Consider the following 21,292-nt stretch of genomic DNA (forward strand, 5'->3'; position numbering starts at 1 on the left):
GGGGATTTTTTTACATCTCTGTGAACAGACGGCTTGCAGGTGTCCGTTCTTTTGCCTTAGGCTGTTCGTCGGGATAGCCGGTTTGGATGACGGCGGCAAAGCGTTCATTGTCCGCAAGGCCGAAGTCTTGATGGACTTGTTTGTCATAAAGAATCCTGCCGCTTTTCCATACCATTCCGATGCCGTTTTCGCAGGCGAGCAGCTGAAGGTTTTGAATCATGCCGCTTACTGCCGCGAAATCATCGTTTCTTGTAAATTCGTTTTCATCTTCCTTTAAAACGACCAGCAAAAATCCCGGAACGGAGGCGAGCGTTTTTCTCATGTTCTGTTCTTTTTCCTCGTTGAAATCATCCTTTATCTTTCTGAAAAATGAGACGTAGCTGTTTGCGAGCTTCGCTTTTCCCGCTTCACTTGCCACATAGATAAAACGCCACGGTTCAGTCAGTCTGTGGTTTGGCGCGTAGACTGCGGTTTCCAGCATATCTAATATGACATCAGAAGATACGGTTTCCGGTTTAAATGACCGGATGGATCTTCTGTTTCTGATGGTGTTTTTAAGACTTGAGTTTTGATGTAGCTGTTCGGTTTTCGGCATGCCGATTCACCTTCCTATTCAATTGAAAATGATTATCATTTATAATATAACGGAAAGCACGGCTTTTTGTAAACCTTTACGGCAGCTGAAGATCGATTGATTCGGCATAAACCGCCGTTCCCGTCATCCTAATTTTGATCTTTCCGTTTTCTTCGCCTATATTAATCTCCACTTTTCCGTCTTTGCCAATTTCTTGGCCCTGTTCGATCGTCAGCGTCCCGGCATCCGAACCTCCGTATTTTCTCATATATGCCCCCATGACACCCGATGCCGTTCCCGTAACCGGGTCTTCCGTCGTACCGGAAAAAGGGGAAGAAAAATGGCGCCCGTGCAGATCACTCTCCGGATGAACCGTTTCAATTGAAAACGGATGAACGCTTGCTTTCGGAAGGTCTTGCAGAATATCCGGAAATTGCTTGTTGTCCGGCACCATGTTTTGTGAGGCTTCAAGTGTTTTTATCGGAACGATCAGCGTCCAAATACCCGTTGAGCCATAGACAATCGGAAGCTGATCATGAAAGTCCGCAGCCGTGATACCGAGTGAAGCCGCCAGTTTTTCTTTGTCCCCTGTAAACGGAAGAAATTGCGGAGAAGCCTGTTCGAGTGTGATATACACCCGCCCGTCACGTTCAGAAGCTTCCACGGGAAGAATGCCCGCTTTCGTTTCGATAGTGTACCTTTGATTAGCCTGAAGCCCTCCCTTTTCAATTAATGCATAGAGAGAAGCTACGGTAGCATGGCCGCATAAATTCATTTCGTGGCCGGGCGTAAAGTAGCGGATTTTCAAATCGGCTGCCGCGCTTTTGCAGAGAAACGAGGTTTCATTGTATCCGGCCTTATGGGCAATCCGCTGCATGTCCTCTTCTGAATAACCGTCTCCGTCTAAGACAACTCCCGCCGGATTTCCCATCTTAGGTACATCGGTAAACGCTTCATATTGTAATACGGTTGCTTGCTTCATACATCAGCCTTCCTTTCTCCTTATCGTCACTTTATTCAGTATAACAAAACGAAATTAGAATTTTTAGCTAACTCAATAACAAAAAAGACGCCTTTTTAACGGCGTCTTTTTGCTTTATTTTTTCCGATGAGACGGGTGACGAGAATCATTGTGATGGATAGTGATCTGTTTTTGCGGTACGCCAAGTATTTTCCCCGCCACTCCGGTTTATATTTTTCTTTAAATGCCCTCAGCCCGCTGAAGCTGTACATGTACCGGACATTGTTAAATATCACCGCTGCAATTCTTTCTGACCAGAAGGACGTAAAGGCCGTTCCTACGTTTGATAAGGGCGCCATGCCCATATTGAAGATGGTATAGCCTTTTTCCTGCGCCCAAAGGAACAGGCGGATAAAAAGCGCGTCCATGATGCCGCCAGGGGCGTGTTTCCGATAGCGCATAAGGTCGACTGATATCTCGCCTTCCTGATACATCGGCATAAGATTGGCGAATGCGATGATCTCCCCTTCAGCATCTTTCATATATGCAATCGGGGCCTGTTCCAAATAGTCCCGGTCAAAAAAGCCGAGTGAGAAGCCCTTCTCGTTTTTCCGCCCGAGCCATTCATCTGAAATGTCTTTCAGCTTGGCGATAAACTCGGAGGAAAACGGCGGATCGTCCACATGGAACGTATAGCCTTCTCGATCATATTTGTTGTTAATCGCCCTCAGCCCCGCCTTTTTCTTTCCTGACAGGGTAAAGGCATCCATATCGACAAGGGCCTCTTCTCCAAGCTTGAAGAAGTTATAGCCGAAATCGTGGTACAGCCCCATATCTTCCCGCTCGATCTGATAAAACATGACAGTCAGGCCTTGCTTATGGGCCTCGTTCAAAAATTCTTCGATGACAAGCGGAAAGGATTCTTTTTGTCCTGACGGATCACCGAGCACCACAAGCCTTCTGGAAATTTGCCCGAACTGTAAAAGCGCTTTGCCGTCGCTTGAGAAATAAAACCGCTTATCTCCTAAGAAACCAAGATGGCTGAGCGCATTTCCGCCTTCCTCCGCCAGAAATGACTTCAACCGCTCGGGATTCGCTTCTTCGCCGATCGGCTTCGATCTTTTATGATAAACCATCGTAAATATGAAGAAAAACAGCGGCACAATGACAACGGCCGTAATGGTCGCATATGTAATGTGCGAATTGTTATGGACGAAGTAATCATGGCGCAGCAGCCGGTTCATTCTATCCCAGATAAAACTCGCGATGATGTTGTAGTTAAACAGCGCGACGATAAACAGAGCGGCCGCAAATACCATCTGGCCGAGCGTATAGGATGCCTGCTCCCTGATAAACTGCTTTTTCAGCAGTACAAGCAAGACGATGACGACCGGCAAAATAAAGATGGCGCTGATATTCATTCCTTTTAAGAAACTGAAAACAAATCCGCCGACAAGCGCAGTAACCGCCATTGAATAAGAGCGTTTCGTCCGTTTGTACAATTCAATCGGCAGGATCAAAAGGATCAATGCCGCGCTTAAGGACAAGCCGTTAAATGCAAGCAGAGCCGGACGCGGAATGTGGGGAATGACTGTCTCCCTGTCGATCGGCAATGCGACAGAAGCAAGCACCACAAGCCCTGATACGAACACGATCAGCGATAACGAGCCGTAAAGCACTCTGATTAAAATCGCGCGCTGAAACACTAACAGCACGTTTGTCGTTTCAACAGCCGGAGCCATGCGCGGATTCGTTTCAAGCCGCTTCAGCGTATTTTCCGTCAAGTCACCGGCCGCGAAGAACAGCCCGAACACAAACGGAATAAACGAATACACGATACGGTAAATGACGATGGATGTCACCACCGCCTCCTGCGGGTAGCCCATGTTTTGCATTCCGAGCAGAAACAGCAAATCAAACGAGCCCAATCCCCCCGGCACAAGGCTGATGATTCCGCCGATGGCGGCGATAGCAAATACACCGAACACATGGCGGACATCAGCCTGGATACCCATAACAAGCAGCGAGTAATACATCACGACAGCGGCCGCAAGCCATTCGGCAAACGAAGCGCCGATGTAAGAAAAAACCGGATGCTTCGGCTTTGCTTCAGCATCTTCTCCCGCCGCTTTTTTATTGTTGATAATTGCGGCAATCAAGGCGGCCGGCACAATAAGCGCCACCCCGGCTACGACGATCCACATCCACGGCTTTTCTCCGGTGATTTCTTCTACCGGCAGCACTCTTGCGAGGGTCAGGATGCTGAAGACGGACAGGCCGAGGAGCGCTGATGACGTGAGCCAAGCGATGCCTGCAACCAAACCTTTTACATCCTTCGTGTGCTCCTTATAAAGCATCGTCCGTAATCCGACACCCGCCAGACCGCCGAACCCAAGCACATTGTTAAAGGAATTGGCGATAAAAGAAACCCTGAACACTTTCCAGTTCGGTATGTCGAGGCGCAGCGTTCGTTTCAGCACAAAATCATAAAAGGACATCGCACTGACCGCAAGCAGGCCGAGCACAACGAGAATAAACAGATCATACCGCTCGATGCCGTTAATGATGTAAAGCGTTCGCTTAAAGGAAAGGTCCGTCAATTCCTTCTTTGATTGATAAATGACTAAAAGCAGAACTGCAATAGGAAATAATACTTTTAATATCGATAAGGCATTTTTTTTAGTCAGCAATGTTCTCTCCAATCATCATAAAATAGCTTTTTTATTATAATTCCCCCAATAATCTCCAACATATTATACACTACCACCTCCTATTCAAACAAAACTCATCTGTAACTTTCTTTCTCAGCTTAAAATCAGTAATATGATAAGAAGGAGCAAGTGATGAGGAAGTGAGACGATGGAATATAATCTGCATGACACAACGGTTTTAGGCGGCGATATCTTTTCACCTGAGGAACGGGATATTTGGGTGCTTTATATGAAAGTGATGACATCCGCCGGACTCGGCGATGTTTCGGAATGGATGAAGCTTGATATGAGCATGCCGCAGATGAAGGTGCTGATGCTTTTGAACAATCACGGGACGCTGAAGGTAAGTGAAATCGCAGAAAAAATGGGGGCTTCTCTTTCAAATACGACCGGGCTGCTAGACCGTTTGGAAAAGTCCGGGTTTATCAAACGCGCCCCCTCAGAGAAGGACCGCCGTTCAGTCGTCATTCAATTAACGGAAAATGCGAAAAATATTTTTCGCAGCCTTTATCAAAAAGGACATTTGAAATTAAAGCGTTCACTGGAAACACTGACTGCTGAAGAGAAACAAACGGTTAATCAGGGGCTTGCCATTTTGGCAAAAGCGCTTGAATCCTCCCAGCCAAAATAAATACTAAAGGTCTGCCGATGCCGGCAGGCTTTTTTTATTTGACATTTAATTCATTCAAAATGAATAATATATTCAAAGTGAATTAAATAGAAAGGATGATCAATATGCCAGAGGCTTCACCAAGGCAAAAGAGCCAGAAATGGGCCATCAGCCTGTTTACAATCGGCGTGTTTATGGCGGCGCTGGATAATGGGATTATTTCCGCAGCGCTTACGACAATTAACAGCTCTTTTGACGTCTCCCCGTCATGGGGATCGTGGGGAGTCACCCTTTATACATTAGGGCTCAGCGTCAGCGTGCCGATTGTCGGCAAGCTGTCGGATCGTTACGGGCGGAAAAAACTTTTTATGATTGAAGTCGGGCTGTTCGGCCTCGGCTCTTTGCTTGTCGCACTCAGCCAGAGCTTTCCGATGTTTTTAGCGGCAAGGCTGATTCAAGCTCTTGGCGGGGGCGGGATTTTCATTATCGGCAGTTCACATATTCTCGCGGTGCTGCCGAAAGAAAAACAGGGAAAAGCGCTCGGGCTTTTAGGGGCGATGAATGGAATGGCGGCTGTGCTCGGTCCTAATATCGGCAGTTTTTTGCTTGATTGGAGCGGGTCGTGGCATTGGCTGTTTTTGATTAATTTGCCGATTGCCGCTGCATTGGTTGTGTTCGGCGGATTGTTTATTGCTGAAACGAAAGAGCCTGAAACAAAAAGGCTTGATTTTATCGGGGCGATGATGCTGTCTCTTGCCATTTTGTCCTGTATGATCGGCATTACGAATCTTGACGGGGCTGCTCTTTTGGAAAGCTTGGAGAATGTGAAGGTATTCGGATTTATCGCGGCCGGCGCGCTTCTCTTTTTTGTTATGCTGCGGTACGAAAAGCGAGTCGAAAGCCGGGGAGGTGATCCGATTCTCGCTTACTCGCTTCTTCAGAACAAAGTATTTCAATGGACGCTTGTGATCGGATTTTTGTCGGGAGGACTGCTCGCTGCGGTCATTTTTATTCCGTCATATGCAGAGCAATATCTGCACGTTTCTGCGGAAAAAGCCGGTTATTGGATGACGCCGCTCGCATTGGCGTCAGGCATCGGCGCATGGCTGGGCGGGGCGCTGACCGATAAAAAGGGACCGGTTTTTTCAGCCGTTTTATCAGGCTTGATCGCAAGCGCCGGATTCAGTTTATTTCCTTTGTGGGTAACGGAAAAATGGGAGTTTGTCATCGCAAGTGTCATTGCGGGGGTAGGATTCGGCTTTTTACTCGGGGCACCGCTGAATGTACTTGTATCTGAGACTGCCGGCGCGGCTAAAGGAACGGCGCTGGGTACGCTGTCACTGGTCAGGCAGGTCGGCTTGACGCTCGCTCCGACCCTATATGCCGGCTTCATTACAGCCGGCTTTGATCGGATCGGAGATGACATCAGAAACCGTTTAGACAAAAGCGGCATTCCGGCAGATCAAGCGCACATGCCCGCTATTGGAGGGGGGCTTTCATCCGTACAGGAACAGATCAGCCGAATCCCCCTCCCTGCCGTCAAAAAAGCAGTTGCTGATGCCGTTGAAGCAAGCGTCGCAAGCGGCTATCATCATCTCTATGCCGCAGCCGCCGTCATTTCGTTTTGCACAATTGTGTCAGCCTGTATTCTGGCGTTTTTTTGCAAATCGGCTTTATCTAAACCTAACGCCAGTCCATCCGCCGGGAAAGCTCCGTAATATGAGCGATGTGATGCTCAGAATGCCAGACATATAAACCGAGCGCATGCTCAAGTGTTGTCGTCTCCTTCGTTTCCGGATGAAAAAATGCGCGTTTAAATTGGGCATCGGTCATGGAGCGCAGCAGATCGGCCCATCTTTTGTGTAAAATCGTCAACAGCTCGATGGAAGCTCCGCAAGCTGCCGTTTTGGAATCACGGAGATCAGCCCAGCCTTTTTCATCGTATGGGCGGATCGCCGGCTCTTCTTCAGTTAAGCTCAATTTAAAACGGATATAACCGTTCATGTGGCTGTCCGCCATATGATGAACCACTTGGCGGACAGTCCATCCCCCTTCACGATACGGCGTATCAAGCTGGCTGTCTGACATTGCGCTGACCGCTTGTTCAAGTTTTGCAGGCGCGTGCTCCAAAGCATAAATCCACCCCTGTCTCTGTTCAGCTGAAATGGATTCGGCAGGCTTGTATTCTCCTATCGGAAACTTCAGATTCTCTATTTGCATATTGTTTTCTCCTTCTTTAAGCGCTGATAGAGTATTAAGAAAGCGAGATGGTAATGTCACAGCCTTCCGCTTTAGCGTCATGAAAAACCTGCAGCACCGCTTCGGCCCCGTCCCCTGCATTCCGTTTGCTTTGTTCGAACTCCCTCCATTCCAACACGAGCGGGTACTCAACCCATCCGGTCAGACAATCCCATAAGGCGTCAAGGTTCTCACCATAGTAGTCAGGAAGGCTGAGTTCTTGTTTTAACGCCTGGTGAAGGTCGCTCATACTTCTGATCTGTTCACCGTGAATGACTGCTTTGTTCATAGCTGTCTCCTTTCTCTTTTTCTCACTCTATCAGTTTACCATCCTTCCGTGGGGAATAGCGGATGTTTGCTGCTGTATCACCTGTGTGGCTTCTGTTTCTCCTTGTAAGCAGAAACAGAGCCAATATGCATTACCTAAAGCTGGCATCCCCGGCCATGGAATAGGATTCACCCTTACTGCTGAAAGCGGGAAAATATCTGTGTACTGTCCAATAGGGCGGCGGGTCATCCCGCCGTCCTTTTTCAGCCTGTGTGGCCTTGGTGCACCTCCGTGTTTTTCCGGGTCTGTTTCGGCTGATAAATTTTTCCGACAAACAGATACCCGTATGTAAACTTGTTCAATGCCCATGACACTAAAATGGGGCCTCCCGTGCAGATCGCAAAAAGCAGGAGGACGGCCGCCGGTAAGGAAATGGATTGAAGATAGCCCTCCAGCAGGTAGCCGAGGATTAAAAAGTAAGTGTGAAGCAGATAGATAGAAAAAGAATAGTTGCTGATGAACATCACAATCGCAGGCACCTTTTTCAGTCTCGAAAAGAGGCGGAAGCACAGAAAGATGATACTGACCGCATAAACCATAATGTCCGGCCGTTTTGAGGAAATGGTTCCTTCTGTGTTGCCATATGAAACTGCAACGATTAATACGGCCGAGAGAACCGCACTTAGGTAAACGGCATAGCGGTATTGAGTGATCAGCGCCAAGAAGCGTTTATATTCCTTGCCGCAGTAAAACGCCAGACAAAAGTAGAAAAGCCAGCCCGGAAACGGCACCCAGAAGAACGGAAATATTGAATCCAGCCCGGAGGAAGACGGAGGATTGATGATTGAGAAATAGGTCAGATACACTGCATTGATTATAAAAGAAACCGATAGAACCCATGCAGGAGACGCCTTTTTCAGCCAGCCGTGCAGCAGCATATGAAGAATATAAAACTGAAAAATCACAAGTATGAAGTAACCGATAAATTGGCCGAGAAATACATTTTCTAAGAATTTTCCGACAATAGGGATAAAACCATTATCGTCCTCCGCCAATCCTTTCATCATGATGGCATCAAGCGCGGAGATAAACAGAAACGGCACAAAAATGACCTTTCCCCTTTTCTTTAAAAACCCCGCAGGAACGCCTTCCGGATAAGAGCGGGCAAGCAGAAATTCCGAGATAAAGATAAACGCGGGCGTGCTGAACATCAAAAGCGTCCGAAACGAATCTACAGTGTGAGCGATTTCTGAGACGGCTTCCGCTTGAATCATCAGCACCATTGTAACGACATGGAGCAGGACGACACTTAAACAAGACAGACAGCGAATGACGAAGATTTCTTTTATTTGCATGCTGCGCCTCCTTTTTCACAAGCGCGGCGGACTTTGGCGTATGCTTGGCGCAGCCATTTTTCCCGAATCTCGGGTGTGCTGTCTTTTACGACTGAGAAGAGGTTCCGCTCTGCTTTTTGAATGCCGCAAAATTGCAAAATGCCTTTTTTTAACGTAATCCAGTCCGCGTTTTTCCGGAACCACTTTAAGTACCAGTTCGGTGAATCCGCCGTATAAAAGATCTGGGCTGTCTGTGCGGGGAGCAATCCTTTTACGCGGCCGTTTTCAAATGTGTAGGCTTCTCCGGCGACAAGCACCCTGTCAAAAAAGCCTTTTAATATCGCCGGCACGCCACCCCACCACAGCGGGTAAATGAGGATGAGATGGTCCGTCTCTTTCATCAGTTTCCGGTATTCCTTTGTTTCAGCGTCCCGGCTCATGTCAGACCGCCTTTTCTCTCCGCCGTACCGCAGGACGGGATCAAATTGATCGGCATATAAATCAATGACCGTATACTTTTGGCCGCTGTCCTTTAATGCCATTGCCACATATTTCAGAATAGCGGCATTGAAACTGTTCTGATCCGGATTTGCATAAACAATCACCGTGTTCATAAGTCCCTCCCAGTATTTTGATAATTTTACAGTGATTATATCATTATGACATATAAAAGAGGTAAGCACACGGTCTTGAAGATCCCCTGTATCTTAACCTGCTGCTCATTACCGCTGTTTGCTGAGTCTTCTGCGTTTCCGAACTTCCTATGGTATACTAACTGTCAAATGAGTTGGCTTGGAGGACATCATGAGAATTTTAAAATACGCGATTTTAGGGCTTTTGCGAAAAGGCGAAATGAGCGGATACGATATAACGAGTTATTTTAAAGAAGAGCTGGGCCAGTTTTGGAGCGCGAAGCACAGCCAGATTTACCCTGAATTAAAAAAGCTGACGGATGAAGGATTTATTACGTTTCGGACGGCGATTCAAGGGACGAAGATGGAGAAAAAAATGTACACGCTGACCGAAAGCGGAGAGCGTGAACTTGCTGCCTGGATGACGAAAAAGGAGCCGATTCCGGAAACGGTCAAGGATGAATTTATGCTGAAGGCTTATTTCATATCGGCTTTAACGAAAGAAGAAGCGGATGATTTATTCACGGACCAGCTGCAAAAGCGAAAGCTGAAACTGGCTGATCTGGAAAACAGTTATGATGAGCTGATGGCATCCTCTAAGGAGGCCGAGTCATTTTCTTCACCAGATTTCGGCCATTATCTTGTGCTGACGAAAGCACTTGAACGCGAACGGAATTATATAACCTGGCTTGAGCACATTTTGGCTCTCATCAAAGAAGCATAAACGAAACAGGCGGCTCTTTAAAAATGAGCCGTTTTTTTTACGGAATGAAAAATGCCGTGACCAACGAATCAGCCATCATGATGATAAACAATAAACTGAAATAGACGATCGAATAGATAAACATCCCCTTGGCCCATTGAATATCATCGGCTGATGTAAAGCCGCGGATCCCCTTATACACCCAGATGGCCCCGAGTATCAAAGCAGAAACCGCGTAAAACGGGCTGACATGGACATAAAAAGGCACCAGGAGCGTAACGGCGGCCAGAATCAGAATATAGCGCATCATTTTTATTTTTGTCATGTGATTGCCTTTTATCACCGGCAGAAGCGGTATGCCGGCGGCCCGGTATTCTTCCTTCCGCCTGATTCCGATCGCCCAAAAATGCGGCGGCTGCCACAAAAACATGATGGCATACAAGATCACCGCCGGCATGTCGATATACCCCGTCAGCGCGCAATACCCGATCAAGGGCGGTGCTGCACCGGGGAAGCTGCCGATGAATGTGCTCCATACCGAGTGTCTCTTAAACCAAAGCGTATAGACGACTGCGTATAACAAAAAAGCGCTCAGCCCGAGGGTGGCGGCCAGTATGTTGAGTGAAGCGAGCATGCCCAATCCGGCGGCGCCCAGACAGGTTCCGAAAGTAATGATCGCCGACGGCGGAATTTTTCCGGTAACGGTTGCGCGATTTCGTGTTCGCGCCATTTTGGCATCCATGTTTCGGTCAAAGCAGTTGTTAAAGACGGTGCTTGACGCCATGACAAACGCCGTCCCGATCATCGCAATGGCCATGGTAACGAGAATATTGTGCCCTTCCCCTGTTTTTTCTGAATGTAACCACGCCATCCAAAATCCGCTAAATGCGGCGAGTGAATTGGATATGATAATTCCCGGCTTGGCAAGAATGATAAAGTCTTTGACGGTCACCCTGGCCGGTTTGTTATTCATGTGCTGCTCTGTTCCGACTGCATTTGAATTCATATTTTTGGGTTCTCCCTTTTTTTCGCCCATCATAGCAGGAAGAATCAGGAATAACAATTCTTTTTGGGCCCTTTTCACACAATTGTAAATATTAAAGCTGCTCTTTTTGATAGACTTTGACGTTTGCCTTTTTATATAAAGAGCGAAACTGTCCGGGAGAGCTGCCCATCTGCCTTGAATACTCTCGTAAAATAGTGGATCGTCAAACCGACCTCTTCTGCAATTTGTTTAATGGATAAGTCGTTGATTTAAGCAGGGAAGCCGCTTGTTTCACCCGTTCACGCCGGACAAATTCGGAATAACTGACGCCCGTTTCTGAAACAAACAGCCTGGACAGATGACGGCCGAGATATGAAAGTGGCTTGAGACGCCGGCCAGCGGCAGGGGAGCTGCGGTTTGCAGCAGTGTCAAAATAAGCGAGCAGGCCATATTTGTCAGAATTTCTTTTACAAACATAAAGAAGGCTTAAGCCCGTTTCGCTTTTGATTTGGCGGATAACGCCGGGGCGGGTGACAAATATCGTATTTTCTTGGAGGGGATACGTTTTTTCTCCTTCTGCATACTGGCCTTGTCCGCTGAGGACAAAGGTGATTTCAAAGAAGGAGTGCTTATGGACAAGATTATTATAATGCGTCGGCATGGCTCCCCAATAATGAATATGAAAAGCCGCCCCATTTTCTTTTGTATGGTGTACAAATTGGTTCAACGCGATTTTACCTGAAATAAGCTGGGTCCAATTCAATGATAATCCTCCTTAGGTCATGCATTTTTATCTCAGATTATCCCCTTTCCAGTTCCTTTTCAAGAAAATTTTCAGAAAAATAAAACACCTTGCGCATGTAAGCGGCAAGGTGTTTTCGTTTATAGTGTAAAAGCGATATGCACCCCGGAAACCGGATCTTTGACAAATATGCCTTCTTGTTTTTCTTCAACCGGATATCCGGCATCAGTCAAAGCAAGCGTCACCCGTGACAGCTCCTTTTGGTTCGGCAGCACGATGGTGTAATAGTCCAGTCCGCTGGCGTTCGCCGGTTTCGGCGGTGCGTTTTTTCCGGCCCAAATATTCAGGCCGATATGATGGTGATAGCCTCCTGCCGAGATAAACAGGGCGGACATGCCAGCGTAATTGCCGACAATGTCAAAGCCGAGTACATCGGTGTAAAAGGCTTTGGCTTCCTGTAAATCAGTGACATGCAAATGAATATGGCCGATGACGGTTCCTTCCGGCAGCCTGCTTTTACGCTCACCTCCGACCTCTTCCAGCAGTCCTTCGACATCGACAGGCGCTGTCGTCATGACATAGTTGCCCTCAGAATCGCGCCGCCACGTGCTGCGGGGGCGATCGGCGTATATTTCAATGCCGTTTCCGTCCGGGTCAGACAGATAAAGGGCCTCACTTACGGCATGATCACCCTGACCGAGCGCAATGCCGTTTTCGATCAGCCGTGCCAGCGCAATGCCGAGTTCTTTCCTGTCAGGGAGAAGAATCGCAAAATGGTAAAGGCCGGTGACTGTTCGTTCAGGCAGGACGACGGCACTCGGGTTTTCTTCAAGCACCAGCAGCACTTGTTTTCCGTCTGCCGATAATTCTGCGGTATGATCCGTTTGTGAGACGACCTGAAAGCCGATCACATTTTGGTAAAAGGCGAGCGATCGTTCCAGGCTTTTGATCGTCAGTTTGACATAACCGATTGCTGTATCTTTATGAATGCCGGTCATTTGAATGCCTTCTTTCTTATGCTGAGAAATTTTCTCCCTTTTTTGTTTTGAAAAGGAGCTGGTCAAGTGCAAGCAGACGGCTTCCTGAAAGGGCTAAGTGAATGGAAGCAACTAATAAAATGAAATCAAATTCTGATCCGCCCATAAATGGAGCCGAAAGCTTCGCCGTGAAGATGGCTCCGATTAACGTAATGGCAAACAGAGCGCCGATGACGCGTGTCGCCAAACCGAAAAAGATCAGAACGCCGCCGACTAGTTCAATCGTTGCGATTACGTAAACCAGAAAGGCAGGAAGTCCGATGCTTTGGAAAAATTGCATAGCCCCTTCTAATCCTTGAAATTTTGATAAGCCGTGAACAAAAAAGATAATACCTGTAACAACCCTTAAAAGTAATGTACCTGCTTCGAATGATTTATTCATAAAATCCTCCTTGAAAATTATTATCACTTACTTTATGTAAGCTAGTATATATACATAACTTGTTTACGTCAAGTAATTTTGTTACATTTCTCGAAAATAACTTAAAAGTACTATAGATCGGCGCAAAAAAAGGCCTCCGCACATTGCCGGGGGCCTTTTTCCCTATTTACGATTGATGAAACTGGCTTTCGTATAACTCATTGTAAAAGCCTTTTTGCTTCAGAAGTTCGGCATGGCTTCCTTTTTCAGCCATTTCTCCGTCCTTCAACACAAGAATCTGATCGGCTCTTTGAATCGTGTTCAGCCTGTGGGCGATGATGACGCTTGTTCTGCCCTCCATTAAACGGCCGAGCGCTTCTTGTATTTTCACTTCTGTCACTGTATCAATGTTGCTTGTCGCTTCATCCAATATCAAGAGAACCGGGTCTGCCAAAACAGCCCTCGCAATAGAAATGAGCTGCTTTTGTCCTTGGCTGATTCCGGCTCCGTTTTGGGTAAGAACCGTATCATAGCCTTTCGGCAGCCGTTCAATGAAGCTGTGGGCATTGGCTGCTTTTGCGGCTTCCTCTACCTCTTGGTCAGATGCGTCCAGACGTCCGTAGCGGATATTCTCCCTGATTGTGCCCTGGAACAGAAATGAATCTTGAAGAACAAACCCCATGTTTTTTCGCAGGCTCGATCTTGTCATCTTTTTTATATCCGTGCCGTCAATGAGAATTTTTCCTTCGTTCGGTTCATAAAAGCGGGCGAGAAGGTTGGTAACAGTCGTTTTTCCCGCGCCTGTCGGACCGACAAACGCGATGGATTGTCCCGCTGGCACTGTAAAGCTGAGGTGTTTCAGCGTCTGACTCCCTTCCTCATATCCGAAAGAGACGTGGCGGAATTCAATGGCGCCTGTTTGAATCGGCTGATACAAGGCGTTCTTTTCATCCTCCCGTTCTTCTATTTCATCGAGCACATCGAAGACACGTTCAGCTCCTGCAATGGCAGACAACATCGTATTAAATTGGTTGGCGAGATCGTTCAAAGGGCGGGTAAACTGTCTTGAATACTCGGCGAACACCACGATTGAGCCAATCGTAATCCAGCCCTTTAACGCAAACCAACCGCCGATGGCCGCAATAATTGTAAAGCTTAGATTGTTCAACGTGTTCATCACTTTCGGGATAAAGCCGGAAATCGTCTGCGCCCAAAAGCCAGATGCCTTCAGGCTGTCGTTTTTTTCTAAAAACTCAGCGGTCACCTGTTCTTCCCGCGAATAAGCTTTGATGACCTTGGCGCCTGAAATGGATTCTTCAATATAGCCATTAAGCTCGCCAAGGTTTTTTTGCTGCTCTTTAAAAAGCTTTCCCGTACGGTTGGTGATCCATTTGATGCTGACCGCCATAATCGGCACGATGATCAGCGTGATGAGCGTCAGCAGCGGGTTCATGTACAGCATCACTGAGATTGTTCCTGCAAAGGTGATGACGCTTGATAAAATTTGGATGACCGATGTGTTTAAAGTTGAACTGACATTTTCAATATCATTCGTCACCCGGCTCATCAGCTCGCCGTGCCGCTGTTTATCGAAAAACGGAATCGGCAGCTCGTGCAAGTGGGTGAACAGCTCACTCCGCATTCTGAATACAGTGCTTTGGGAAATATTAATCATCCAATAGTTTTGAAACCATAAAGACAGGGACTGGATGACGTAGATCCCTAACAAGCCAAGCAATACCGGAAAAAGCCCGCTTGCCGTCCGGCCGACAATAAAATGGTCGATGGCGCGGCCGATCACAATAGGCCCAAGCAAGCCAAACACGGCACTGACCACAACCATGATCATGACAAGTGTGAGCATCCCTTTTTTCTCAGCCAAGTAGGACCACATTCTGCCTAGCGTCCCTTTGGCATCCTTTGCTTTCGTTCTTTTTTTGGAGCGGTCTTTTTGATCAATCAGTATTTTTTTATATTGGAAAGGACTACGAATGTCTTTCAGCATGACCAGCCCCCTCCTTTCCGAATTGGGACTCGTAAATAAGCTGATACAAATGAGACTGTGACAGCAGCTCCTGATGCGTGCCTTTTTCAATCAGTTCGCCGTCTTCAAGAAGCAATATGACATCGGCTTTCATGGCAGTGCTGACTTTTTGGGTGATGATCAGTGTTGTGCATTCATAAGCGCTGATCGCCTCAAGCAGCTTTCCTTCTGTTTGCAGGTCGAGGGCGCTTGTACTGTCATCCAATAAAAGAATGGCGGGCTTTCTGATAAAGGCTCTGGCGATGGAAATTCTTTGTTTCTGACCTCCTGACAAATTGACGCCCTTTTGCCCAAGCACCGTATCATAGCCTTTCGGGAGCTTCATAATCGTGTCATGAATTTGCGCGCTTTTGGCCGCTTCCATTACTTCATCTAGTGAAGCATTTTCTTTGCCCCAGGCGATATTTTCCCTGATCGTTCCCGAGAAGAGCAGCACTTCCTGCGGAACGTAGCCGATCTGCCTCCGAAGCCCTTCAGCCGGAAATTCGCCAATCGGCTTCCGGTCAATCAAAACCCTGCCTGAATCCGGTTTGTATAGCCGCGGAATTAACTGAAAGAGCGTTGATTTTCCTGAGCCTGTCGCTCCTAATAGCGCAATCGTTTCCTTTGGTTTTGCTGTAAAGGTTATGTGCTGAAGCGCTTCTCTTTCCATATCGGGATAGCGGAATGACACATCTTCAAAATCAATACGGCCGCTCAGCAGCTCATCCGTTTTGCCGCGCTCCCGTTCATCGCCTTCTGTCTCAAGCACCTCTCCGATTCTTTCCCCGGAAGCTTTCGCCCGTGAAAAAATCATAATCAAGAACGGAAAAACGGACAAAGCGCCTGTAATGCGTGTGGCGTAGTTAATAATCGCCACAACATCGCCGACCTGCGTACCGTTTTGTGCCGCGCTATTGGCGCCGAGCCACAAAATAAACAGAATGCATATATTCATTAACAGCATCAAAACAGGCATCGTTGCTTCAACGAGACGAAAGGCCGAGACCGTCTTTTGCATCAGTATGGTGTTTGATTTCAGAAACCGTTTGATCTCGTGGCTTCCGCGAAGCAGCGCCTTAATCAATTTGATAGCCGCCAGGTTTTCCTGCATGATGGTGTTCACTTGGTCAAGCCGTCTCTGCACAGAGCGGAACAGCGAACCCCCTTTTTTTAATACCCAAAGTAAAAACAGAATCAAAATCGGAATCGTCACAAGCAGAAAAAAACCGAGCTTCACATTGACGGCCACTGATAAAATAACACCGCCGACAATCATTAAAGGCGCCCGAAGCATAAACCTGAGGCTCATGAAAATCATATTTTGAACCTGTGTCACGTCATTGGTCAGCCTCGTAATAAATGATGAGGAGGAAAACTGCGCAAAAGAAGAAAAAGAGAAGGACTGGATTTTTTGAAATATCCCTTTTCTCGTATCGTAAGCATAGCTTTGGCTGACATGAGCCGCATAGAAGGAATTCAGCATTCCCGCCGCAAATGACACCAGTGTAAGCCCGACCATTACAGCTCCCCATACCCAGACTGTCCTAAGGTCTTGTTTCAAAATCCCCTCATCTATAATTTTTGCGATAAGAAGAGGCTGCACAAGCTCTACCGCAAGCTCAGTCAGCATCAGGACAAGAGCTATCCCCGCTATCAAATAGTATGGTTTTAAGTATGATAAAGCCTTTGACATCTGAAAGCCTCCCAAACCTGTTTATCAATATGTATATTTATTTTATTTGTTTGTCTTAAATGAATAAAGGATTAACCCTTGAACCCGCACTTTTATTATGTACTTTGTGTAAAAAAACGGAAATCACTGAAGATAAAAATTGAAGGATTGAAGCGTGTAAATATATGGAGGCTGACTTGTCTTTTCTTTTTACCAGCGCCTGAACCGGAGCCTTTTATTTTAAAATGAACTAGCGGAGCCTTTAGAAGACGTCCGCTATTCAGATGATCATTCATGCCGTGTCATTTCATTTAACGAATAAAAACGAAAGCGACCCCAAATCCTTTATCAGCATCAAACTCTTTGATCACTTTCATGACCTGCCAGCGCTGGTTTGGAGAATCGGATTTTGTTGCAATCCCGTTATGAGCGTGAATAAAATCTCCTGCTTTCACAGTCTCATCGCATCTGACATATACCTGGCCGATAAGCCCGACAATGTTCCACTCGTCTCTCTCTTCTCTTGAAGCATAGTCTTCTTCAGGTCGAAAGTCCGGATTTTCTTTTGGAGCCATGACCATATGGCCGTTTGCATCTTTCTGTTTTTCATAAACATAGCCGCCAAACTCATTCTTTACGTATCGTCCCGACCAGTGAAAACTCGACTCACCAAGAATCACTCCGGCAGTCTCGGAAATTACCCCAAGCATGAGATCACCTTTTTCAGCCGGTCTGATCTTATCACCTTCAAGTGTGACAAGTGTTCCTGTCGGAATCTTCTCCCCGCTCAGACTCTCAAAATACTCGGCGTAGTCAGAGAATGTCGAGGAACCTGTTACGCCTCCCGCAGCCTTAATTGTTCCTTCTTTTGCGTGAAGCTCAATTTTTCTGTTTGCCGATGACGGAGTGCTGCCGGCAGCCCAGCCAAGTGCTACAGAATCTGAATTCGGGTTAATTGTATTGTACGAAGAAAGCACTGAAGATTGAGCCGCTCCGGTTGCTCTTCCCCGAACAGAACCAGCCACAAAATTATTGTTTCCTGTAGCGTGAGATTCACGGGAGCCAATGACTCCGCTTCCTTTATGTTTGAATAAGAAATAAGGAGTGACTGCTCCTCCAATGTTAAAGTCAGTTTCATAACCTGAAAAATCACAATTGGAAACATTAAGGTCTGGATCTGAGGAATAAATTCCAACTGTCCCGCTATTATTTTTTGGAGATCTCTGTCCCCAAACATTACTAACAACAGACTCGTACATTCCGCTGCCAAAAGCAACTCCATTTTTTCCGGAGTCAATCAAGGTGACGCCATCTACCATTACTTTACCTACTGAGTTATCCCCGCCGACAATATATAAGTCATTGTCTGCAGTCTTAAATCCGCGAATGGTTATATTCTTTAAGCTGATTAAGCGTCCTTTATAAAATACGCTGACTACAGAATTACCCTTATAATCAATTGAACTATCATCACAAATAGCATGGAAATTCATAACACTCACACCATCATATCCGGAGATTTGCAACGCGTTTGGTCCCGCCCCTTTGTAAAGATCATTTGGTTTAGGGTTATATGCGATACAATTCGCGAGCTGCACATCATGGGCTGTCGCTGACTGAGGATCGCTTGCTGTGTGGTGACCGATATGGCGGATGCTATATCCAATGGCATTTTCGTATGCGCGGCAGTTAACAAGCTGTACTCTCTTCGCTGCCGGTGCATAACCATGTGCTTTAATCTCAAAGCCTCGGACTCCTCCAATTGAGATACAACTATCAATCATTACGTCTTGTGAGCCGTCATCAATTTCAAAACAGTTCGTGTTAGAAGTTCCGTCATTTAACCCCATAGGATGGTAAGAGAGGCAATGACTGAAAGTAGTGTGTTTACCAAAATGGCAAGTAAAGTTATCATCGCCGGATCCTGTTGCTTCACAATGTGAAAATGTTACAAAGTTACAGCCATTGGGCTGATAATAAGTTGGGTCGTCCATTTCACCATGTCTGTTATAGTTCGGGCTCGTAGAATCAAAGCCGTGCAGGCCGCCGTTCTTCGCAAACACATGCTCGACAAAAGAATAGTCAACATTCGCAAAAAGCAAACAGCTTGAAGTGGGACCTTTCGGAATCTTCCAGCCGACAGGACGCGTATCCTTGTTCCAGTCCAGCGTGAGATGGCCGACGTATATATTTTCATTACCGTTCGTGTAATCACTGTTGGTAAGAACAGAGTGCCCTACCGGTGTTTCGTCTAATAATTTAATGACCGTTCTTTTCTTGCCTGCTCCGATAAGCATTGTATTTGACGGAACAAACAATCCCGATGTTCTGAATACACCCGCGGGAACTGTTACTACATAACCTCCGTCAGCCATAGCATCATGAAACGCTTGCGTATCATCTGTTACTCCGTCACCTTTAGCCCCAAAATCCATAACGTTTCGCTCTGTAACATGTTCAAACCTGTTTTCATACATTTTAAGTCTTTCGTTTAAGTTTTCATAAGTTGACGTGCCATCGCTAAGGGCAGCACCGATTTTGCTGTCAATCGCTTCAAAGTTTTGAGCAATGCTTTCAACTTCAACACCCTCAGTTTTATTGGGTTTGTAAAGTCCTAAGAAAGTAGTATAGTTTGTCATTGTCCTGCCTCCTGATTTTTAATTGCTATTTAAAACACCGAACACCATAGAAGTCATTCGTTTCTGCATCATCCCCTCACTTTCGCTCCTGCATGTACAGGTGGCAAAGGTATGACAAGTTCACACATTTTTTCAAAACATAAAAAGAGCGCTTGGATAAACAAGCGCTCTTCCCATTCTGCACATAGCCTTCTGCAGCAGTATTTAACCGTTCAGTATTCTCTCCACACGCTCCCGCATCTGCGGAACACTCAGCCCGACAATGACCTGAAGCGCTTTGCCGTTTCTCACGACGCCGTGGGCGCCCAGCTCTCTGAAGGCGCTGTCGTTCTTGACCTTTGAATCGTCTGCGACACTGACACGGAGGCGGGTGGCGCAATTGGTGACCTCCATAATGTTGTCCTTTCCGCCCAGCGCTTCAATGTACAAAGCCGCCGTATCCCGTTCTTGTTCATCTGCCGCGGCTGTTTCTTTTGCAGCCTGCTTTCGTTCTTTGTACTCTTTTTTAGAATACAGCTTCGTTTCCTGCCCTTCTTCTTTTTCCCTGCCCGGTGTGGCGATATTAAATTTGAGGATGAGAAATCGGAAGACAAAAAAGTAGATGGCGGTAAAGGATAATCCGATTATAATCTGGTACACATACGTCAAGCCGTGGCTGCTTGCCAGCGGTATCCAGTTTAGCGTCACCGCTTCGATCAGGCCCCCGCCCATATTTCCGACGACACCGGCCATAAACATGACGGTTGCCATGCAAGCGGCGAGCAAAGCATGCACTGCGAATAAAAAAGGCGAAATAAACAGGAATGTAAATTCAATCGGCTCCGTAATGCCGGCGATAATCGATGTCAGCGTGACCGGAATCAACAGGCCGGCGACAATTTTTTTCTTCTCCCTTGAGGCGGTGGCGTAAAAGGCGAGCGCGATGCCCGGGATTCCGAAAATCTTTGAGTTGCCGTGAAGCGCGAAACCGCCTTGCGGGAATAATTCTTTCAGCGGTTTGGCAGATTGAGAGTATTCGCCGAGATGCTGCGCCCAATAGGTGACAATGCCGCCTTCAGCCACAGCCGGCCCGTAAACAAACGGGGCATAAATAAAATGATGAAGCCCTGTCGGAATTAAGATCCTCTCTAAGAAAGTGTAGATCCATACACCAAGCGCCCCTGACGCAACGAGAAAGCCTTGCAGCGAGGCGATTCCTGACTGAACCATCGGCCAAACGTACGCCACCGCAAGTGAAATCGGTATCATAATGAAAAAAGAAATGATGACGATGTACGAAGATCCTTGGAAAATCCCCAGAAAATCCGGCAGATTCTTATCAAAAAAGCGATTGTGCAAATAGACGACAATGGAGGAAATAAAAATCGCTCCGATAATGTTCGTATCAAGTGTTTTAATGCCAGCAATCATCGTCAGCCCGCTCGTTCCGCCAACCTCCTGATTCATATCGACATGAAAAGCCCCGCCCCATACCGTCAGAATCGCGTTGATAAAGTAATTGAATGTCAGATAAACTGTAAGCGCTTCCAAACAAGCCCTCGCCTGTGCTTTTTTCGCTAAAGCCACAGGTATGCCGATCGCAAACAGCAGAGGCATTTGATTAAAGACGGTCCAGCCGCCCTGTTCAATGACGTACCAGCATTGATACCAAAGCCCGTCAGGATCAGCCAGCGGCCCCATCAGTGTTTTATTTTTAAAGAGCGTACTCAGACCGACAATAATACCGGAAAATGCAAATAACAAAACAGGCACAAACATCGCGCTGCCGAAGCGCTGGACTTTTTGCATCATATCGTAAC

The 21,292-nt window shown here is 46.8% G+C and carries 17 protein-coding genes and 1 pseudogene; 3 read left to right on the forward strand and 15 right to left on the reverse strand.

Annotation, left to right across the window (positions count from 1 at the left end; all coding sequences use genetic code 11):
* Positions 1 to 10 precede the first annotated feature (10 nt).
* The 3 genes from J7E26_RS00285 to mprF all read right to left on the reverse strand — a co-directional run bounded on the left by J7E26_RS00285 (position 11) and on the right by mprF (position 4,225).
* Positions 11 to 595: a nitroreductase family protein gene (locus J7E26_RS00285; RefSeq protein WP_214800373.1), complete on the reverse strand. Its 585-nt coding sequence runs from the start codon at positions 593 to 595 to the stop codon at positions 11 to 13.
* 76 nt (positions 596 to 671) lie between these two features.
* Entirely contained in the window at positions 672 to 1,556 is an 885-nt protein-coding gene (locus J7E26_RS00290; RefSeq protein ID WP_214800374.1) for a PhzF family phenazine biosynthesis isomerase, read from the reverse strand.
* Positions 1,557 to 1,651: 95 nt separating this feature from the next.
* On the reverse strand, positions 1,652 to 4,225 hold the full coding sequence (gene mprF / locus J7E26_RS00295) for a bifunctional lysylphosphatidylglycerol flippase/synthetase MprF (protein ID WP_214800375.1): 2,574 nt from the start codon (positions 4,223 to 4,225) through the stop codon (positions 1,652 to 1,654).
* Positions 4,226 to 4,394: 169 nt separating this feature from the next.
* Here mprF and J7E26_RS00300 point away from each other — a divergent pair, with 169 nt between their 5' ends.
* On the forward strand, positions 4,395 to 4,877 hold the full coding sequence (locus tag J7E26_RS00300) for a MarR family transcriptional regulator (RefSeq protein ID WP_214800376.1): 483 nt from the start codon (positions 4,395 to 4,397) through the stop codon (positions 4,875 to 4,877).
* A 104-nt stretch (positions 4,878 to 4,981) separates the two neighbouring features.
* Positions 4,982 to 6,574 carry an MFS transporter gene (locus J7E26_RS00305; protein ID WP_214800377.1) on the forward strand — a complete coding sequence of 531 codons (1,593 nt, stop codon included), beginning with the start codon at positions 4,982 to 4,984 and terminating at the stop codon, positions 6,572 to 6,574.
* Here J7E26_RS00305 and bstA read toward each other — a convergent pair.
* The 4 genes from bstA to J7E26_RS00325 form a co-directional block, all read right to left on the reverse strand.
* Positions 6,540 to 7,076, reverse strand: coding sequence for a YfiT family bacillithiol transferase (gene bstA, locus J7E26_RS00310; RefSeq protein WP_214800378.1), 537 nt, complete (start codon positions 7,074 to 7,076; stop codon positions 6,540 to 6,542). The two genes, J7E26_RS00305 and bstA, sit on opposite strands and share 35 nt — an antisense overlap.
* Before the next feature lie 34 nt (positions 7,077 to 7,110).
* Positions 7,111 to 7,383, reverse strand: a complete 273-nt coding sequence (locus J7E26_RS00315) for a ribonuclease inhibitor Barstar (protein ID WP_214800379.1) — start codon at positions 7,381 to 7,383, stop codon at positions 7,111 to 7,113.
* Between the two features lie 242 nt (positions 7,384 to 7,625).
* A complete protein-coding gene (locus J7E26_RS00320) occupies positions 7,626 to 8,717 on the reverse strand; it encodes an acyltransferase family protein (protein ID WP_214800380.1) in 1,092 nt (363 codons plus the stop codon).
* The gene (locus tag J7E26_RS00325) at positions 8,708 to 9,310 is read right to left on the reverse strand and encodes an NAD(P)H-dependent oxidoreductase (protein ID WP_214800381.1); all 603 of its coding nucleotides are present in this window, start codon (positions 9,308 to 9,310) and stop codon (positions 8,708 to 8,710) included. Before J7E26_RS00325 ends, J7E26_RS00320 begins: the two co-directional genes overlap by 10 nt.
* A 190-nt stretch (positions 9,311 to 9,500) precedes the next feature.
* Between J7E26_RS00325 and J7E26_RS00330 the strand changes: the two genes are divergently transcribed.
* Positions 9,501 to 10,052 (forward strand): PadR family transcriptional regulator, encoded by a 552-nt coding sequence (locus J7E26_RS00330; RefSeq protein WP_214800382.1) that lies wholly within the window; start codon positions 9,501 to 9,503, stop codon positions 10,050 to 10,052.
* Positions 10,053 to 10,089: 37 nt separating this feature from the next.
* Here J7E26_RS00330 and cyoE read toward each other — a convergent pair whose 3' ends face one another.
* From cyoE to J7E26_RS00370, 8 genes and pseudogenes are all read right to left on the reverse strand, one after another.
* The gene (gene cyoE / locus J7E26_RS00335) at positions 10,090 to 11,037 is read right to left on the reverse strand and encodes a heme o synthase (RefSeq protein WP_214800383.1); all 948 of its coding nucleotides are present in this window, start codon (positions 11,035 to 11,037) and stop codon (positions 10,090 to 10,092) included.
* A 91-nt stretch (positions 11,038 to 11,128) separates the two neighbouring features.
* Positions 11,129 to 11,779: pseudogene (locus J7E26_RS00340) on the reverse strand (helix-turn-helix transcriptional regulator).
* A gap of 119 nt (positions 11,780 to 11,898) precedes the next feature.
* On the reverse strand, positions 11,899 to 12,756 hold the full coding sequence (gene catE / locus J7E26_RS00345) for a catechol 2,3-dioxygenase (RefSeq protein ID WP_214812856.1): 858 nt from the start codon (positions 12,754 to 12,756) through the stop codon (positions 11,899 to 11,901).
* A gap of 16 nt (positions 12,757 to 12,772) precedes the next feature.
* Positions 12,773 to 13,177, reverse strand: a complete 405-nt coding sequence (gene catD / locus J7E26_RS00350; RefSeq protein WP_214800385.1) for a DoxX family oxidoreductase CatD — start codon at positions 13,175 to 13,177, stop codon at positions 12,773 to 12,775.
* Positions 13,178 to 13,343: 166 nt separating this feature from the next.
* Entirely contained in the window at positions 13,344 to 15,161 is a 1,818-nt protein-coding gene (locus J7E26_RS00355) for an ABC transporter ATP-binding protein (RefSeq protein WP_214812857.1), read from the reverse strand.
* Positions 15,142 to 16,875 (reverse strand): ABC transporter ATP-binding protein, encoded by a 1,734-nt coding sequence (locus J7E26_RS00360; protein WP_214812858.1) that lies wholly within the window; start codon positions 16,873 to 16,875, stop codon positions 15,142 to 15,144. The genes J7E26_RS00355 and J7E26_RS00360 overlap by 20 nt, the downstream gene beginning before the upstream one ends.
* Positions 16,876 to 17,165: 290 nt before the next feature.
* The gene (locus J7E26_RS00365) at positions 17,166 to 19,493 is read right to left on the reverse strand and encodes a peptidase G2 autoproteolytic cleavage domain-containing protein (RefSeq protein WP_214812859.1); all 2,328 of its coding nucleotides are present in this window, start codon (positions 19,491 to 19,493) and stop codon (positions 17,166 to 17,168) included.
* Between the two features lie 204 nt (positions 19,494 to 19,697).
* Complete coding sequence (locus J7E26_RS00370) at positions 19,698 to 21,284, reverse strand: alpha-glucoside-specific PTS transporter subunit IIBC (protein WP_214812860.1); 1,587 nt, start codon at positions 21,282 to 21,284, stop codon at positions 19,698 to 19,700.
* Positions 21,285 to 21,292: the final 8 nt, after the last annotated feature.

The organism is Bacillus sp. ISL-51, from assembly GCF_018613535.1.
In the GTDB taxonomy this organism is placed as follows: Bacteria; Bacillota; Bacilli; order Bacillales; family Bacillaceae; genus Bacillus.

Excerpts from the sequence above, each read along its gene's own strand:
- J7E26_RS00285 (WP_214800373.1), bottom strand. The coding sequence starts at position 595 with ATGCCGAAAACCGAACAGCTACATCAAAACTCAAGTCTTAAAAACACC.
- J7E26_RS00290 (WP_214800374.1), bottom strand. The coding sequence starts at position 1,556 with ATGAAGCAAGCAACCGTATTACAATATGAAGCGTTTACCGATGTACCT.
- J7E26_RS00300 (WP_214800376.1), top strand. The coding sequence starts at position 4,395 with ATGGAATATAATCTGCATGACACAACGGTTTTAGGCGGCGATATCTTT.
- J7E26_RS00305 (WP_214800377.1), top strand. The coding sequence starts at position 4,982 with ATGCCAGAGGCTTCACCAAGGCAAAAGAGCCAGAAATGGGCCATCAGC.
- bstA (WP_214800378.1), bottom strand. The coding sequence starts at position 7,076 with ATGCAAATAGAGAATCTGAAGTTTCCGATAGGAGAATACAAGCCTGCC.
- J7E26_RS00315 (WP_214800379.1), bottom strand. The coding sequence starts at position 7,383 with ATGAACAAAGCAGTCATTCACGGTGAACAGATCAGAAGTATGAGCGAC.
- J7E26_RS00320 (WP_214800380.1), bottom strand. The coding sequence starts at position 8,717 with ATGCAAATAAAAGAAATCTTCGTCATTCGCTGTCTGTCTTGTTTAAGT.
- J7E26_RS00325 (WP_214800381.1), bottom strand. The coding sequence starts at position 9,310 with ATGAACACGGTGATTGTTTATGCAAATCCGGATCAGAACAGTTTCAAT.
- J7E26_RS00330 (WP_214800382.1), top strand. The coding sequence starts at position 9,501 with ATGAGAATTTTAAAATACGCGATTTTAGGGCTTTTGCGAAAAGGCGAA.
- cyoE (WP_214800383.1), bottom strand. The coding sequence starts at position 11,037 with ATGAATTCAAATGCAGTCGGAACAGAGCAGCACATGAATAACAAACCG.
- catE (WP_214812856.1), bottom strand. The coding sequence starts at position 12,756 with ATGACCGGCATTCATAAAGATACAGCAATCGGTTATGTCAAACTGACG.
- catD (WP_214800385.1), bottom strand. The coding sequence starts at position 13,177 with ATGAATAAATCATTCGAAGCAGGTACATTACTTTTAAGGGTTGTTACA.
- J7E26_RS00355 (WP_214812857.1), bottom strand. The coding sequence starts at position 15,161 with ATGCTGAAAGACATTCGTAGTCCTTTCCAATATAAAAAAATACTGATT.
- J7E26_RS00360 (WP_214812858.1), bottom strand. The coding sequence starts at position 16,875 with ATGTCAAAGGCTTTATCATACTTAAAACCATACTATTTGATAGCGGGG.
- J7E26_RS00365 (WP_214812859.1), bottom strand. The coding sequence starts at position 19,493 with ATGACAAACTATACTACTTTCTTAGGACTTTACAAACCCAATAAAACT.
- J7E26_RS00370 (WP_214812860.1), bottom strand. The coding sequence starts at position 21,284 with ATGATGCAAAAAGTCCAGCGCTTCGGCAGCGCGATGTTTGTGCCTGTT.